The sequence below is a fragment of the Methylocystis sp. JR02 genome (assembly GCF_030063565.1).
Classification (GTDB): domain Bacteria; phylum Pseudomonadota; class Alphaproteobacteria; order Rhizobiales; family Beijerinckiaceae; genus Methylocystis; species Methylocystis iwaonis.
The window spans coordinates 951,695-966,739 of the sequence record NZ_JASIRC010000001.1 but is presented as its reverse complement, the minus strand read 5'-3'; the positions used below and the strand labels follow the sequence as shown (position 1 = coordinate 966,739).

Annotated in this window: 15 protein-coding genes; 2 read left to right on the top strand and 13 right to left on the bottom strand. The window is 65.4% G+C overall.

The window, feature by feature from the left end:
* Positions 1-8: 8 nt before the first annotated feature.
* The 9 genes from QNA11_RS04540 to QNA11_RS04500 all read right to left on the bottom strand — a co-directional run bounded on the left by QNA11_RS04540 (position 9) and on the right by QNA11_RS04500 (position 8,023).
* Positions 9-1,250: a cysteine desulfurase gene (locus tag QNA11_RS04540; RefSeq protein WP_283482118.1), complete on the bottom strand. Its 1,242-nt coding sequence runs from the start codon at positions 1,248-1,250 to the stop codon at positions 9-11.
* Positions 1,247-2,536, bottom strand: a complete 1,290-nt coding sequence (gene sufD / locus QNA11_RS04535) for a Fe-S cluster assembly protein SufD (RefSeq protein WP_283482117.1) — start codon at positions 2,534-2,536, stop codon at positions 1,247-1,249. Before sufD ends, QNA11_RS04540 begins: the two co-directional genes overlap by 4 nt.
* A 3-nt stretch (positions 2,537-2,539) precedes the next feature.
* Positions 2,540-3,292, bottom strand: a complete 753-nt coding sequence (gene sufC, locus QNA11_RS04530) for a Fe-S cluster assembly ATPase SufC (protein ID WP_283482116.1) — start codon at positions 3,290-3,292, stop codon at positions 2,540-2,542.
* 40 nt (positions 3,293-3,332) lie between these two features.
* Positions 3,333-3,617 (bottom strand): type II toxin-antitoxin system RelE/ParE family toxin, encoded by a 285-nt coding sequence (locus QNA11_RS04525; RefSeq protein ID WP_283482115.1) that lies wholly within the window; start codon positions 3,615-3,617, stop codon positions 3,333-3,335.
* A gap of 6 nt (positions 3,618-3,623) precedes the next feature.
* On the bottom strand, positions 3,624-3,887 hold the full coding sequence (locus QNA11_RS04520; protein WP_283482114.1) for a ribbon-helix-helix domain-containing protein: 264 nt from the start codon (positions 3,885-3,887) through the stop codon (positions 3,624-3,626).
* On the bottom strand, positions 3,884-4,165 hold the full coding sequence (locus QNA11_RS04515) for a cytoplasmic protein (protein ID WP_283482113.1): 282 nt from the start codon (positions 4,163-4,165) through the stop codon (positions 3,884-3,886). The genes QNA11_RS04520 and QNA11_RS04515 overlap by 4 nt, the downstream gene beginning before the upstream one ends.
* Entirely contained in the window at positions 4,162-5,631 is a 1,470-nt protein-coding gene (gene sufB, locus QNA11_RS04510; RefSeq protein ID WP_283482112.1) for a Fe-S cluster assembly protein SufB, read from the bottom strand. Before sufB ends, QNA11_RS04515 begins: the two co-directional genes overlap by 4 nt.
* Positions 5,632-5,693: 62 nt before the next feature.
* Positions 5,694-6,854, bottom strand: coding sequence for a cysteine desulfurase family protein (locus tag QNA11_RS04505; protein ID WP_283482111.1), 1,161 nt, complete (start codon positions 6,852-6,854; stop codon positions 5,694-5,696).
* Positions 6,855-6,955: 101 nt separating this feature from the next.
* Positions 6,956-8,023, bottom strand: a complete 1,068-nt coding sequence (locus QNA11_RS04500) for a hypothetical protein (RefSeq protein WP_283482110.1) — start codon at positions 8,021-8,023, stop codon at positions 6,956-6,958.
* A 156-nt stretch (positions 8,024-8,179) separates the two neighbouring features.
* Between QNA11_RS04500 and QNA11_RS04495 the strand changes: the two genes are divergently transcribed.
* On the top strand, positions 8,180-8,854 hold the full coding sequence (locus tag QNA11_RS04495; RefSeq protein ID WP_202071811.1) for an alpha/beta hydrolase: 675 nt from the start codon (positions 8,180-8,182) through the stop codon (positions 8,852-8,854).
* A 91-nt stretch (positions 8,855-8,945) separates the two neighbouring features.
* Here the strand turns inward: QNA11_RS04495 and QNA11_RS04490 are convergent, their stop codons facing one another.
* Together QNA11_RS04490 and QNA11_RS04485 are read right to left on the bottom strand one after the other, a co-directional pair.
* Positions 8,946-9,548, bottom strand: coding sequence for a redoxin family protein (locus QNA11_RS04490; protein WP_283482109.1), 603 nt, complete (start codon positions 9,546-9,548; stop codon positions 8,946-8,948).
* Positions 9,549-9,848: 300 nt separating this feature from the next.
* Positions 9,849-10,961: an anhydro-N-acetylmuramic acid kinase gene (locus QNA11_RS04485; RefSeq protein WP_283482108.1), complete on the bottom strand. Its 1,113-nt coding sequence runs from the start codon at positions 10,959-10,961 to the stop codon at positions 9,849-9,851.
* A 296-nt stretch (positions 10,962-11,257) separates the two neighbouring features.
* Here QNA11_RS04485 and QNA11_RS04480 point away from each other — a divergent pair, with 296 nt between their 5' ends.
* Positions 11,258-12,490: a S41 family peptidase gene (locus QNA11_RS04480; protein WP_283482107.1), complete on the top strand. Its 1,233-nt coding sequence runs from the start codon at positions 11,258-11,260 to the stop codon at positions 12,488-12,490.
* A 68-nt stretch (positions 12,491-12,558) separates the two neighbouring features.
* On the opposite strand, the gene QNA11_RS04475 is transcribed toward QNA11_RS04480, so the two are convergent.
* Both QNA11_RS04475 and QNA11_RS04470 read right to left on the bottom strand, forming a co-directional pair.
* Complete coding sequence (locus tag QNA11_RS04475; protein WP_283482106.1) at positions 12,559-12,774, bottom strand: hypothetical protein; 216 nt, start codon at positions 12,772-12,774, stop codon at positions 12,559-12,561.
* Positions 12,775-12,941: 167 nt separating this feature from the next.
* Positions 12,942-15,020: a hypothetical protein gene (locus QNA11_RS04470; protein WP_283482105.1), complete on the bottom strand. Its 2,079-nt coding sequence runs from the start codon at positions 15,018-15,020 to the stop codon at positions 12,942-12,944.
* Positions 15,021-15,045 lie beyond the last annotated feature (25 nt).

The window sequence follows — 15,045 nt, the reverse complement described above, 5'->3', positions numbered from 1 at the left end:
GAACCTCCTCACGCGAAAAGTTTTTGAGCTTTAAGCAAAGCGTCTGCCAAACGATCTACCTCGTCACGCGTATTATAGAGCGCGAAGGAGGCGCGGCAGGTCGAGGTGACGCCGAAATGCGACAGCAGCGGCATAGCGCAATGCGTGCCGGCGCGCACCGCGACGCCGGAGCGGTCGATGATCGTGGCGACGTCATGCGCATGGGCGGCCGCCATCTCGAAAGCGACGATCGGCCCCTTGTCGGGCGCATTGCCGAAGATGCGCAGTCCCTCGATCTCCGAGAGACGCTGCTGCGCGTAAGCGGTGAGCTGCGCCTCATGCGCGCGGATCGCGCCGCGGCCGATGCTCTCGATATAATCCAGCGCGGCGGCGAGGCCCACGGCCTGAGCGATCGGCGGCGTGCCGGCCTCGAAACGATGCGGCGGCGCATTATAGGTCACCGTATCGCGCGTGACGGTTTCGATCATCTCGCCACCGCCGGCGAAGGGCGGCAGGCTCTCGAGCCATTTCCTTTTGCCATAAACGGCGCCGATGCCCGTGGGCCCATAGAGCTTGTGGCCGGTGACGATATAGAAATCGACGTCGAGCGCCTGAACGTCCACATCGAGATGCACCGCGCCCTGTGAGCCGTCCACGCAGACCGGCACGCCATGGGCATGGGCGATGCGCGCGATTTCGGCGATCGGCGTCGGAGCCGCGACGACGTTCGACATATGGGTAATCGCAACGATCTTCGTGCGATCGGTGATCATCTTCTCGAAAGCGTCGAAATCGATGACGCCATTGTCGTCCGGCACGATCCATTTGATCACCGCGCCCTTGCGTTCCCGCAGGAAGTGCCAGGGCACGATATTGGAGTGGTGCTCCATCAGCGAGACGATGATCTCGTCGCCTTCGCCAATATGGGCGAGCCCATAGGAGGAGGCGACGAGATTGAGCGCTTCGGTCGCGCCGCGGGTGAAGATGATCTCTTCCGTCGAAGGCGCGTTGAGGAAGCGCCGCAAGGTCTCGCGGGCGCCCTCATAGCCTTCCGTCGCGGCGTTGGCGAGATAGTGCAGGCCGCGATGGACGTTGGCGTATTCATGCTCGTAGAAATGCGTCAGCCGCTCGATCACCGCGCGCGGCTTCTGCGCCGAAGCGGCGTTGTCGAGATAGGCGAGCGGCTTGCCATAGGGCCGCTCGGCCAGGATCGGGAAATCCGCGCGGACCGCCTCGACGTCATAAAGTTTCAAGGGCGCCTGCTCATTCATTTGGATCTCGCCGCTAGCCAGGAGGAGATGCGTTCGACGAGATAGCCGCGTAACGTCTCGTCTTCGAGCCCTGCGAAAGCCTCGTTGGCGAAGCCTTCGATGAGCAGCGATTCCGCCGCATAGCGCGGAATGCCGCGCGCCATGAGATAAAAAAGCTGCTCCTTGTCGAGCCGTCCGCATGTGGCGCCATGGCCGCATTGGACATCGTCGGCGAAGATCTCGAGCTCCGGCTTGTTGTTCATGGTCGCGCCGTCGGAAAGCAGGATCGCTTTCGACTGCATGACGCCGTCGGTCTTCTGCGCATGCGGCCGCACGACGATCTTGCCCTGGAAGACGCCGGTTCCCTGCTCGTCGATGATGTTTCGGAACGCTTCGCGGCTCTCGCCGTTGGGGAAGGCGTGATCGACGACGAGCGTCGTATCCGCATGCTGGCGCCCGCGCGCGAGCGTCGCGCCATTGAGCGCGACCTTCGCCCGCTCGCCGTCGAGCCGGGCGAAGATTTGCCGGCGCAACAGCCCCGCGCCTTCGATCAGCGCATAGGAGCTGAGGCTCGCGCCTTCGTCGAGATGCGCGAGCAGGCTCATGACGCGCACGAGCTTGTCGCCCTGCCCTGCAGCCAACGTGACCAGATCGAGCGTGGCGCCGGAGGCGAGCCTCACGATGAGCGTCTGATTATCCTGCGCGGGCGCCTCAGTGAGCGCGCCGGCCGTCTCGACGATCGTCGCCTTGGCGTCCTTGCCCAGGATAATGAGCGAACGGGTGAAGCTCGACTGCGCTTCCGGAGAGGAAACATAGCTTGCCAGTTCGATCTTCTGCGCCAGCGTCACGCCGGCGGCGATGCGCAGGATCACGCCGTCCTGCATCAACGCCGCGTTCATCGCGACCATGGGGTCTTGCGCTTGCACGTCGTCGCTCGCGACGAGCGCCATCACGCCCGGCGCGCCCTGCGCCAGCGCCTCGCGCAGCGGCTGCACCTTCACGCCTTCCGGCAGCGAGGCGAGATCCGACAGATCCGGCCGAAACACGCCGTCGAGCGTGACGAGCCGCACCGTCCCAGCCGCGGCCGGCAGCACCGCCGCGCCCGCCGGGGCGGGAGCGATCGGCGCGGGCTTGGCGAGCGCGGCCTTGAGGTCGGTGTAATGCCAGGCCTCGACGCGGCGGTTCGGCAGGCCCTTGGCGGCGAAGGCTTCCCAGGCCGCCTGACGCAGGCTGGCGGCGCCTTTGCTCTTCATCGTTTCGAAGAGCGCGGAGAAAGCGGTGTCGGCTTCTGTCGCGAGCTTGATCATGGCTTACGCCGCCTCTTCAGCCAGATATTCCTGATAGCCGCGGTCTTCGAGCTCGAGCGCCAGCTCCGGCCCGCCCGAGCGCTGGATGACGCCCTTGGCCATCACATGCACTGTGTCCGGCTTGATGTAATCGAGAAGGCGTTGATAGTGGGTGATGACCAGGAAGGAGCGCTGCGGCGAGCGCAGCGAATTGACGCCTTCCGAGACGACGCGCAGCGCGTCGATGTCGAGGCCGGAGTCGGTCTCGTCGAGAATGCCGAATTTCGGCTGAAGCAGCGCCATCTGCAGAATATCCATGCGCTTCTTCTCGCCGCCCGAGAAGCCGGAGTTCAGCGGCCGGCGCAGCATCTCCTGGCTGACGCCGAGCTTGGCGGACGCCTCCTTCACGGCCTTCATGAATTCCGGCGTCTCCAGCTCCGGCTCGCCGCGCAGGCGACGCTGGGCGTTCATCGCGGCCTTGAGGAAGGTCATGGTGGCGACGCCGGGGATTTCGACCGGATATTGAAAAGCCAGGAAAATGCCCTTGGCGGCGCGCTCATGCGGCTCGAGATCGAGGATGTTCTCGCCGTCGAGCAGCACTTCGCCTTCCGTGATGTCATAGCCCTCGCGGCCGGAGATCACATAAGAGAGCGTCGATTTGCCGGTGCCGTTCGGGCCCATGATGGCGGCGACCTCGCCGTCCTTCACGGTGAGGTTGAGGCCCTTGAGAATTTTCCGGTCGCCGACCGAAACGTGAAGGTTTTTGATCTCGAGCATTATGCGAGTCCTTGCCAATAGGGGGAGGGGCGCAGGCGCGCTACAGGGTTTCCGGCATGCGGCGACGCGTATGCAGGTAGCGAAGAATTTCGACGTGATCCGAATGCACGCGGTAGAAGACGGCCCAGGAGCCCGCCAATGTGCTGCGAATGTTGTCCCCAAGTTCCTGGCGCAGGCGCCCGATCGCGGGGTTGCGCGCGACGAGTTCCGATTTCGCGACCAGCAGATCGAAGATCCGGTCCGCAGCCGCCTCGTTGTCCTTGGCGATGAAGTTCCATATCTCGATCAAATCCTGTTCGGCTCGCGCGGAGCGGCGAAGTTGCATTTGCGCTTACGCGCCATGGAAACGACGTCGCGCCTCCGCGCGGATGTCTTCGAAAGTTTCGAAACGACCGGGACCGCTCTCGACGCCTTCCTGGATGAGACGCCGCAGTTCCTCGACGCCGATCGCATCAGCCTGTCTCTGAGCGCGCCATTCCTCGACCGCGCCGAGAACCGCGTCACTCTCGCTCGCATATTCGCCGCGCCCGACCGCGGCAGATATTTCGGCGGCCAGATCATCTGGGAGAGAGAGATAAACGACATGTCCGCTCATTGCCCGCTCCGTATCGTGACGGCCGCTTCAAACCAGCGCGCTTTCATTGCGGCCAGGAAATCGCTGTCGGCGATTGGAAAACCCGAGTTTTCGCCGACAACTGAATCAATGCCACATCGCGGGCAGAGCGCAGTTTCACCGTCATCAATCCAATCGGCGATTTCGGACGGAGAGAAAACTGCGAGACAATGATAGCAGCCGCATTTCGCGCTGTGGTGGAGTTCCGCCGCATGCCTGGACGAATGTACGTGCGCGGCGATGATGTCGGGGGGCGTCATCCCACGCTCCCTTCCAGCGAGATCGAGATCAGCTTCTGCGCCTCGACCGCGAATTCCATCGGAAGCTGCTGCAGCACGTCGCGTACGAAGCCGTTCACGATCAGCGCCGTCGCCTCTTCCGCCGATAACCCGCGCTGCTGAGCGTAGAAGAGCTGGTCCTCGGAGATCTTCGAGGTCGTCGCTTCATGCTCGAACTGCGCGCTCGGGTTCTTGGATTCGATATAGGGAACCGTATGCGCGCCGCAGTCGTGGCCGACCAGCAGGCTGTCGCATTGGGTGAAGTTGCGCGCGCCTTCCGCCTTGCGATGCGCGGACACCTGCCCGCGATAGGTGTTCTGCGACTTGCCGGCCGAAATGCCCTTGGAGACGATGCGGCTCTTGGTGTTGCGGCCCAAGTGGATCATCTTGGTGCCGCTGTCGACCTGCTGATGGCCGTTCGACACCGCGATCGAATAGAACTCGCCCTGGCTATCGTCGCCGCGAAGAATGCAGGACGGATATTTCCAGGTGATCGCCGAGCCCGTCTCCACCTGCGTCCAGCTAATATGCGAGTTGCGGCCGCGGCAGTCGCCGCGCTTGGTGACGAAGTTGTAAATGCCGCCCCTGCCCTCGCTGTCGCCGGGATACCAGTTCTGCACCGTCGAATATTTGATCTCGGCGTCGTCGAGCGCCACCAGCTCGACAACGGCCGCGTGAAGCTGGTTCTCGTCGCGCTTGGGCGCCGTGCAGCCTTCGAGATAGCTGACATAAGAGCCCGCGTCGGCGATGATCAGCGTGCGCTCGAACTGCCCCGTCTTCTGCTCATTGATGCGGAAGTAGGTGGAAAGCTCCATCGGACAGCGCACGCCCTTCGGCACATAGACGAAGGAGCCGTCCGAGAAGACCGCGCTGTTCAGCGTTGCGTAGAAATTGTCGGTCACCGGCACGACGGAGCCAAGATATTGGCGCACCAGCTCGGGATGCGTCTTCACGGCCTCGGAGATCGGGCAGAAGATCACGCCCGCCTTGCCGAGCTCCTCTTTGAAGGTGGTCGCCACCGACACCGAGTCGAAGACCGCGTCCACAGCGACCTTGCGCGTCTCGACGCCCGCGAGGATTTCCTGCTCCTTGAGCGGAATGCCGAGCTTCTCATAGGTGCGCAGCAGCTCCGGATCGACCTCGTCGAGCGTCTTGGGCCCGGGCGTCGACTTCGGCGCGGCGTAGTAGTAGAGGTCCTGATAGTCGATCGGCGGATAATGGACCCGGGCCCAGTTGGGCTCTTCCATGGTCAGCCAGCGGCGATACGCCTCCAGCCGCCATTCGGTGAGCCACTCGGGTTCGTTCTTCTTGGCGGAGATGAAGCGAACGATGTCTTCGCTCAGGCCCTTGGGGGCCTTCTCGGACTCGATCTCCGTCGTAAAGCCATACTTGTAGGCGTCGACGTCGATTTCCTCGACGCGCGCAACGGTCTCCTGACGAGCCGCCATCTTCTCTCTCTCCTCGCCACGACGGGTTCAAGGTCCGCCGGCCGATGCGGTTCCAGCCTTTTTCAGGCGCCGGAACGCCGCGACCTGATACGGTCCACGACCTCCGCAAGAACCATTCCAAACTGTTCTACATCCTCTTGGCGCGTAGACCAACCCAGGCTGGCGCGCAGCGCCTCTTTTTCGGGCGCCCTCATCGCCGCGAGGACGTGGGACTCGCGGACCTTGCCCGAAGAGCAGGCAGAGCCGCTGGAGACGGCGACGCCCGCAAGGTCCAGCGCCATCAACAGCGTATGCGCCGGAATGCCCGGAATCGCGAAGGCGCTGACGCTGCCGACGCGATGCGCGCCTCTGCCGAAAAAGCGAACATCCGCCACAATCCCCGCGATCCGGCTCTCCAGCGCATCGCGCAGGGCGCCAAGACGCGTATTTTCGCTCGAGACCCCTTGGAGCGCGGCCGTGAAAGCCGCCGAGAAACCAGCGATTGCAGGGACATTCTCGGTTCCGGCCCGGCGGCCGAACTCCTGCCCGCCGCCCTTCACCAGCGCATCCAATATGTGGAGGCCATCTTGCGCCGCGGCAAGCGCCCCCGCCCCCAATGGACCGCCGAGCTTATGTGAGGAAAAGAACAAAAAATCTGCGCCGGCGCTTTTGAAGGTTGTCTCTATTCTGCCAATCGCCTGGGTTGCGTCGCAAATGAGGAGGCCGCCCGCCGCATGGACCTGTTCAGCGGCCTCGTAAACCGGCTGAATCACGCCCGTTTCATTGTTTACCGCCTGAAGCGCGACGAGGACGCGCTTGCCGCGAGCGCGCGCCAGCGCCGCCTCCAGAGCGGCGAGCGACAGCGCCCCCTCCGGCGTCAGCGCGATCCGCTCGACGGCCTGAGCAGGAAAACGATGCCCCATCAAAACCGCGGGATGCTCCCCGGCGCCGACGAGCAGAACCTCGATCGGCGTCGTTTCGCTGCCGCGCTGCAACATGGGCGTGAGGGCGAGATTGGCGGCCTCGGTCGCGCCGCTCGTGAAGGCGACATTGCGGGGGGCCGTTCCGAGCCCCTTGGCGATCGCCGCCCGCGCCTGCTCCAGCACGGCCTTCGCCGCGCGACCCTCGGCGTGAACCGAGGAAGCGTTCCCCGGCCCCTCCATCGCCGCCAGCATCGCCGCCCGCGCGGCGGGGCGCAGGGGAGAGGTGGCGTTGTGGTCGAGATAGATGCGGTTTTTGGACATGAGGCTGATTTACGCTCTCTCGGCCGCGGACGGGAGGGGCCGGGGCGCGCAATCTCGCCACTCTCCATCGCTTACAGGTCGAGACGACCGTGAGATCGCAGTTAATTCCAAAGCAGTCGGCGCCGCCCGAGCCAGAACCCGAACCGCTGCGCTAGAACCCCCAGCCCCAGCAGGGAAGCCGCCACCCCCATGACGGCGTTTGCGGCAGTCACGGCGAGGCCGCCGAAGATCAGCGCCCCGCGACCAAGCGTCGCCAAAATCGCCCGCGTCGCGGAGCCCTCTACTTGCGCGAGCTTCGCCGCCTTGCCGAATTCTGCGGCGTCTTCGGCTACGGCGAGCGCGTCCTTCACCCCGCCTGCCCCAGCGCGGCGAAAGAGAGTCGCGGCGTCTTTGCCGAGCGCGCGGAAACCGGCGAGCGCACCGGGCCGGACAACCTTGGCGGCGGCGGCGCGCGCCAGGGCGAGATTGAGCTTCGCTCCGGCGGAGACGCCTGCGGCAAGCGCCTCGCGGTCAATGGCCTTCGCCGCTGCGGCGGTCAGCGCCTTGGCGAGAGGCGCGGACAGGCGCCCGGCCTTTTGCGCGCCTTTCACCATGGTCAGCCCATAGCGCGCCGGGAGCAAGGCGCCCACGCTCGACCAGGTGGCGGCGGAAAGCGCCAGGCCCGTTGCAGCGAGGCCGACGACAAGCGCATCCGGCTCCTCGTTCCGGTCCAGCTTTTTCGCCTCGTTCCAAAGATCGCGCAGATCGCCGTAGCCTGTGAGGTCGCCAGCCAGCGCCCCCGCGAAGCCGGCTCCATTGTCGCGCGCGCCGTGAAGGAAGCCTTCCGAGAAATCCTCGATTGCCCTCTCACTTGCCCGCGTGTGAAGCTCGGAAAGGCGCGCGCGCTGTTCCGGGGACGCAGCAAATCCGCGCCTTGCCCCAAGCTCCATGAAGCTCTCCGCTAACTCTTCATCCCGCGCGGTGAGCGCCGCGTCGAGGCCGGCGGCGAAGCGCATAGATGTGAGCGTCTGATCGAGCCGCGCCTCGGCGAGCGCGACAGGATCATCCTTGCTCGCGGCGAGGCGGAAGCTGTCGAGCGCGGGCGCAAAGTTCCCCGCCGCGAACCAAAGCAGCAGCGCCGCAATGGCAAAGAAAAGGGGCGCGCGGGCGCGCATGAGGTCGCAGTTCATGCACAAAGATTTAAGCGCTCGCCCACCGCGCCGCGAGCCCCTCTCCCGATCTGCGTTGAAATCAAGGCGAAGACGCCACGAGGCGCCGAATTCCCTTGCTTTTCACTCGGTCAAGCGTGTTAAGAACGCCCCAGCCAGTTTCCACAGGGAATTCAAATGCCCGAAGTCATCTTCGCCGGTCCCGCCGGCAGGCTCGAAGGCCGCTTCCATCAATCCGCCACGCGCGGCGCGCCGATCGCCATCATCCTGCACCCGCATCCGCAATTCGGCGGGACGATGAACAATCAGATCGTCTACCACCTCTATTACGCCTTCGCCGAGCGCGGCTTCTCCGTGCTGCGCTTCAACTTTCGCGGCGTCGGACGCTCGCAGGGCGCCTTCGACCATGGCTCGGGCGAACTCTCGGACGCGGCGGCCGCGCTCGATTGGGCGCAGGCGGTCAACCCCGAGGCGCGCGCCTGCTGGATCGCCGGCGTCTCCTTCGGCTCCTGGATCGGCATGCAGTTGCTCATGCGCCGTCCGGAGATCGAAGGCTTTATCTCCGTCGCGCCGCCGGCAAATCGGTTCGACTTCTCGTTCCTGGCCCCCTGCCCGTCCTCTGGCCTCTTCATTCACGGCGACCAAGACCGCGTCGCGCCGCTGAAGGAAGTCACGGGCCTAATCGAGAAGCTCAAGACGCAGAAGGGCATTCTCATCGAGCATGCCGTGGTCGAGGGCGCCAATCACTTCTTCGAGAACAAGGTCGAGCCGCTGATCGCGCATGTGGACGCCTATCTCGACCGGCGCCTCAACAATCCGCCGCGCATTCTGATCCCGGCCCGGGGCGATTAATTTCGTCATTGCGAGCGGAGCGAAGCAATCCAGTGCCGCGCTGCGGCCCTGGATTGCTTCGTCGCTTTGCTCCTCGCAATGACGCGGCGCGCTAAGGCGCTTTCGCCGTCAGCCGCGGCACGATTTCCTTTTCGATGATCTCGGGATCGAGACCCTCGTAAGTCGACCATTCGACCACGGGCCCCGGACCGACGATAAAGGTCGCAGGCACGCCCTTCGCCGCGAGCGCGCGTTGAAGATAGGTGTGCTCATCCGCGCCGACGGCGACGAAGGGATTGCCGTTTTTCGCCAGAAAATATTTCGCCCGCGCCGGCGGGTCCTTGACGTCCGCGCCGTAGATGGGCGCGAGATTGCGCTTCGCCAGAGCGACAAGATGCTTATGCTCCTCGCGGCAGGTCGGGCACCAGGAAGCCCAGATGACGAGGAGCGAGCGCTTGCCGGAAAGATCGGCGCTCGAAAATCCGGGAACCGGATGGCCCGCCGCGTCGACAAGGCCAGGCACCGGCGGCAGATCGAATTTGCCGATCGAAAAAGGATTGAAGAAGCGCGCGGTCAGATCCTTGCGCTTCCAGACATGCTCGACAACGGCGGCGCCGACGCCGAGCCCGATGGCGCCCATGCCCCCGAGAATGACGCTGCGTCTGCTCGCGAACCATTCGGCCTTTGTCGGCGGCGCGTCGGCTGGCGTGCTCATCCGCGTATTCCTCGCGCACAGAACTGTGCACCTTCTTATAGGGAAAATGGTGAAAAAAGCATGATCCTCTATGAGAAGAGTCAACTTATTGACAAACCTCCGAGGCGGCCTCGTCCTTCGAGACGCGAGCTTCGCTCGCTCCTCAGGATGAGGCCTAAGTGTCTGGCGCTGATGTAGAAGCCCCTCATGCTGAGGGGCCTGCGTAGCAGGCGTCTCGAAGCACGAGGGGCGTCACCCCACTTTGTCAGCAGTCCAGCTCCTCTGCGAGAAGAGTCTAATCCGCCATGTCCGGCGCGTGCATCAACGCCCGCCAACGCGCGCCAGGCGCCCGCCGCGCAACGCCTGCGGGACGCCGGTCGTCGTGGGGAAAGTAATCGGCAGTCCCTCCAAAACGCGCGCGGCGAGGTAGCCGAAGCCCTGCGCCTCCATGGAGTCGGCCGACCAGCCGACCGCGTCGGCGGTCGTCACCTTGCATGGCAGGCGCATCACCAATTCGCGCACCAGAATGGGATTGCGCGCGCCGCCGCCGCAGACGATGAGCAATTGCGGCTGATTTGGTAGATGCGGAAAGAGCCGCAGCACCGAGGCCGCCGTGAAGGCGGTAAGAGTCGCGGCGGCGTCTTCCGTCGAGAGTTTTACGATGGGCTCCAGCGCGAAGGCGTTGCGGTCGAGCGACTTTGGCGGCGGCTGGTCGAAGAAGGGATGGGCGAGCATGCGCAGCAGCGCGGCCTCGTTCACGCGCCCGCGCGCAGCCATATGGCCGTGGCGGTCGATCGGCGCGCCGGTGCGCTGGAGCATGAGATCGTCGATGAGCGCATTGCCGGGGCCCGTGTCGCAGGCGATGGGGTGCTCGCCGTCAGCGACATAAGTGACATTGGCCACCCCGCCGATATTGAGCAGGGCCACCTCGCCCTTCATGCCGCCCGCCGTCACGAGCGCGCGATGAAACACCGGCACGATCGGCGCACCCTCGCCGCCGGCGGCAATGTCGGCGGCGCGGAAGTCGTACGCCACATCTATGCCCAGCCGATCGGCGAGCGCCTGTCCGTCGCCGATCTGGATCGTGAGCTTTTGCTTGGGCCGATGCAGCACGGTCTGGCCGTGGAAGCCGACGATGTTCACGCTGGCCGCGTCAATGGCGTTGTCGCGCAGGAAGGTCTCGACCGCCTCGGCGTGTCGGTCCGTCACCATGCGCTCGGCGAAGGCGAGCACGCCCGGCCGCGCGTCGCGATCGTCCATCGTCGCAGCCTCGGCCAGCGCATTGCGCAGCAAGGCGCGGTCGGCGTCCGTATAGGCGTAGAAGCCCGTCGGCCCGAAGGAGACGCTCGCGTCGCCATCCGTCTCGATGAGCGCGACGTCGACGCCGTCCATGGAGGTGCCGGACATGAGGCCGATGGCGCGATAGAGGGGCAAGGGCGAATCTCCTGGGTGGGAATGGAAGGAGATTACGTGATTTGTCGCCGAGGCTGAAACGTGGCGGCGCAGAAGTTATTTCAGATAGGGGGCCGCCGTCATTGCGAGCGCAGCGAAGCAATCCAGGGCCGCAACGTGGCTCTGGATTGCTTCGTCGCTTCGCTCCTCGCAATGACGGCGGGTGGGGTTGCTCCGAACGCCCGGCTTGTCCAAGCGCCAAAATTATCGTTCATAGAAATCATTTTTCGCCAGAAGATCAGATAGCGCCCTCCCTTTATTTCTCAAAGAGGCATTGCATGCGCATCATCGTTACGTCGCTCGTCGCGGCTCTATCGCTTGCCCTGTCAGCCGCCGCCGCGCCAGCCAAGAAACCTCCGGCGCCGCGAGAAGGCGTCCCCTTCACCCTCGATGCGGGCCGCATTCTGCTCGACGTCGCCTCCACAACGCCGGACGGCCAAGAGCGCAAAGCCCTCGCCTGGTTCAACATGGGCATGGCGGCGCCCGTTCTAACCTCTGACCTTTACCGCGAGCTTGGTCTCGATCGCGGCGCGCCCTTACGCCTCCGGATTGGCGAGCGCGCCTTCGACGCGCGCGCGGATCAGGTCAAGGATGGCGACGGCGGCGTCGGCGTTCCGACTTTCGACCATCTCTTCGCGCCGCGGCGGGTCGAGGCGATGCTGCCGGCGCGGATGTTTACGGATTATGTCCTGCGCATCGATTACGGCCGGCGCCTCTTTGCGCTGGACGCGCCGGGCGCCAAGGGGCCGGAAGGCCCTCCCGTTCCGATCCAGCTCAATGCGGAAACGGGGCTCGCCGCCGTCGAGGCCCAAATCGACGGCGAGACGCGCGCGCTCGTGATCGACGCCGGCGGCGGCTATAGTTGGATGCGGGGCGACGTCGCGCGCAATCTGCTCGCCCGCCATCCCGATTGGCTGCGCGCCCATGGCGCCGTCGGCGCGGCGAACGCCAATATGGTCGACTTCGCCTTTGAGAAGGAGGGCGACGTGCTCCGCATCCCGAGCGTGCGCCTTGGCGACGGCGTGGAGCTGAGCGGATTAGGGTTTCTCGGCACGGCCCCGGTGTTGGGCGGCTTTGTCGAGAGCGCCTTCGGCGATCTCTTCTGGGACAATTGGCGCAAGGCGGCGCCCGCGCCCGTCATCGGCTGGCTGGGCGCCAACGCGCTACGCGATTTCGAGCTGACGATCGATTATCCGAACCGCATGAGCTACTGGCGCCGGCAAAAGGCGCCAGACGCGGCCGAGCTGGACCAACTGCCAGTGACGCTGGTGCGCCAGGGAGAACGCTACCTCGTTGGCGGCGTGGCGCAACCCGCGTCTCGACCGCAGGCGCCGCTGGGCGTCGAGATCGGCGATGAGCTACTGGCGGTCGACGGCGTTGCGGCGCGCGGCGCGAGCAAGGAGAATGTTCTCTCCGCGCTTCATGGCGCGCCGGGAGAGCGGAAAAGATTGACGCTGGAGCGTCGCGGGGCGCGAGTGGAGACGGATGTGGAGGTCGAAAGCTTCCGCTAAGAAGCCCCCGCCCCAAACCGCCAGAACCGCGCCCATTTGTTGGCGAAGCGCGACGAGGCGTCCTTCGCTTAGTAGGCGTGACGGCGTTCCACACGCCGCGCCGTGCGGCGCGTCGACCGATGCACGACGCCAGCGCGCGTCACCACCTGCACAACCGGACCATTGGAGACGCCGACAGCCGCGGCGATTCCGGGCGTGGCCGCCGGCATTGCTTCCGCGACGGGCTCGAAACCGATCGCCAGAGACGCGCCAATCAAGAGACCAAGGATATGCCTGCGCTTCATGTTTGATCCTCCTCTTCGGCGGAACGAACTTCAGCCCGCTCGAAATGTGAGCCCGGCGCCACTCTCGATCAATACGGCATTTAGAGATGTTGGTTTGAGCAGGCGCCCTCTTTGGCGCCTTGCCTCATCGCCCATCGACGGCCCCCAGTGGCCGTAGAAGGTAGAAATCAGCCCCGTTTGCCTTCCCATGCCCAAGCGGCCACAACCACGCCCAGCAGCCCCAGCATCGCCCAAAGCCCGAGCCCCAGCGGCGCCACTTCCACGCCAACGAGCGTCGACGCCCCCGTCTGCCGGACGCCGATCCAATCCGACCCGCCATAGCGGCTCGCGTCGCGCATCTCCACGAGGCGCGGCATGGTCACATCGTCGGAGGTCTTGCTCAGACGCCGCACCGTGCCGCCCGTCGCCTCGGCCAAAGGCGCGAGCTTCTCGGTCGTCGAGGCCACCTCGCGGAACTCGCGCGGGTTCGCCGGCCCGACATTCACGAGCGCGGTCAGACCGTCGCTCTCGAAGCGCCACAGGCCCATTTCCCTGGCGTCGAAGCGCGCGCGCCACAGGCCGGGCTCGCTTTGCTTCAGCGTGATCACCTCCTGCGCGCCCGAGGGCCCCGTCGCGGTCACGGGCGCGGCGGCGTCCTTCAAGGTCTGGCGCTCGACCGTGACCTCGCGGCCGCGCGCCTCGGCGCGCAGCGCCTCTTCTTCGAGGTCGGGCTCCTTCATCAGCCAATGGGCGAGGCGGCGCATCAAGTCGGCGTTGGGGCCGCCGCCCTCATAGCCGCGCGCCCAGAGCCAGATCTGGTCGCTGAGCAGCAGGGCCACGCGGCCCTTGCCCTCATGCGAAAGCACCAGTAGCGGCTTGTCGCGCGCGCCGGAGAGAATGGGCGTTCCCTTCAGCACATCGGCGTCGATCTGGCGGAACCATTCGCCCCATTGCGGCGGCTCGCTCCTGCCGCCGGGCAGGCCGCGCGTCACCGGATGCTTCTCGCCATCCTTGCTGATATGCGCCTTGAACGCCTCTTCGAACAAGGAGCCGTCCGGCCGCGCCGGCAGGATGGTCGAGACCGGCGAATAATAAAGCCCGCGAAGCGTGGCGTAATCCGGCCCCACCGCCGCAAGAAACGCCCCGCCGTTTTCGACGTAATGCGCGATATTCTCGAAATAGACCGAGGGCAGCAGCGTCTGGCTCGAATAGCGATCGAAGATGATGAGATCGAATTCGTTGATCTTGCGCCCGAAGAGGTCGGCCGTCGGAAAGGCGATCAGCGACAATTCGCTCGACGGCGTGACATCTAACTTTTCCGGCGGGCGCAGGATGGTGAAGTGGACAAGCTCCACATTGGCGTCGGCGCGCAGAAGATTGCGCCAGCTACGTTCGCCCGGATGCGGCTCGCCGGAGACGAGCAGCACTTTGACCCGGTCGCGCACGCCTTCGATGGAGACGACCGCCTTATTGTCGGCGAGCGTCAGCTCGCCCGGCGCGGGCGGAACTTCCAGCTCGACGATATTGGCGCCGCCATGCGCGATCTTCACCGGGATATTGACGATATCTCCCGGCACAGGGCTGTAGGTCGGCAGGCTCTCGCCGTCACGCCGCACGGTGATGGGCGCGCGCGCATTGTCGCCGCCCGTGTCGACCACGCGGGCGCGGATCGTCTGCTCCTTGCCGACGATGCCGAAGCGCGGCGCCTCGACGAGCTCGATGCGGCGGTCGCGCTCTTTCTCCTTGCCGGTGATCAGCGCATGGATCGGCGCACGGAAGCCGAGCGCCTCGGCCTTGGTGGGGATGTCGTGCACGACGCCGTCGGTGACGAGCAAGGCGCCGCCGACGCGCTCCGGGGGCACGTCTTTGAGCGCCTGCTCCAGCGCGCCGAAAAGCTTGGTGCCGTCATTGCCGCTGGCGTCGTTGGTGACGGTGACGAAGCGCGTCTCGACGTCGCCGAATTTCGCAAGCGCCGCGTCGAGCGCCTTGTGGGCTTCCTCGGTCTGCGCCGCGCGGGCGCCGAAATTCTGGCTCTCGCTCTTGTCGATGACGACCGCGACCACGGTCTTTTGCGGATCGCGCTTTTCGGTGACGAGTGACGGGTCGGTCAGCGCGGCGAGGACGAGCGCGAGCGCGAGCGCCCGCAGGGCGGTTCCGCGCTGGCCGGCCATGGCGCCGAGGGCGAGCGCGGCGACGCCGAGAAGCGCGAAGGCGGCGAGAAGCGACCAGGGGAGCAGCGGCGCGAAGGTGAGATTGAGGTCGCTCATGCGCCCCCTCCCCAACCCTCCCCCG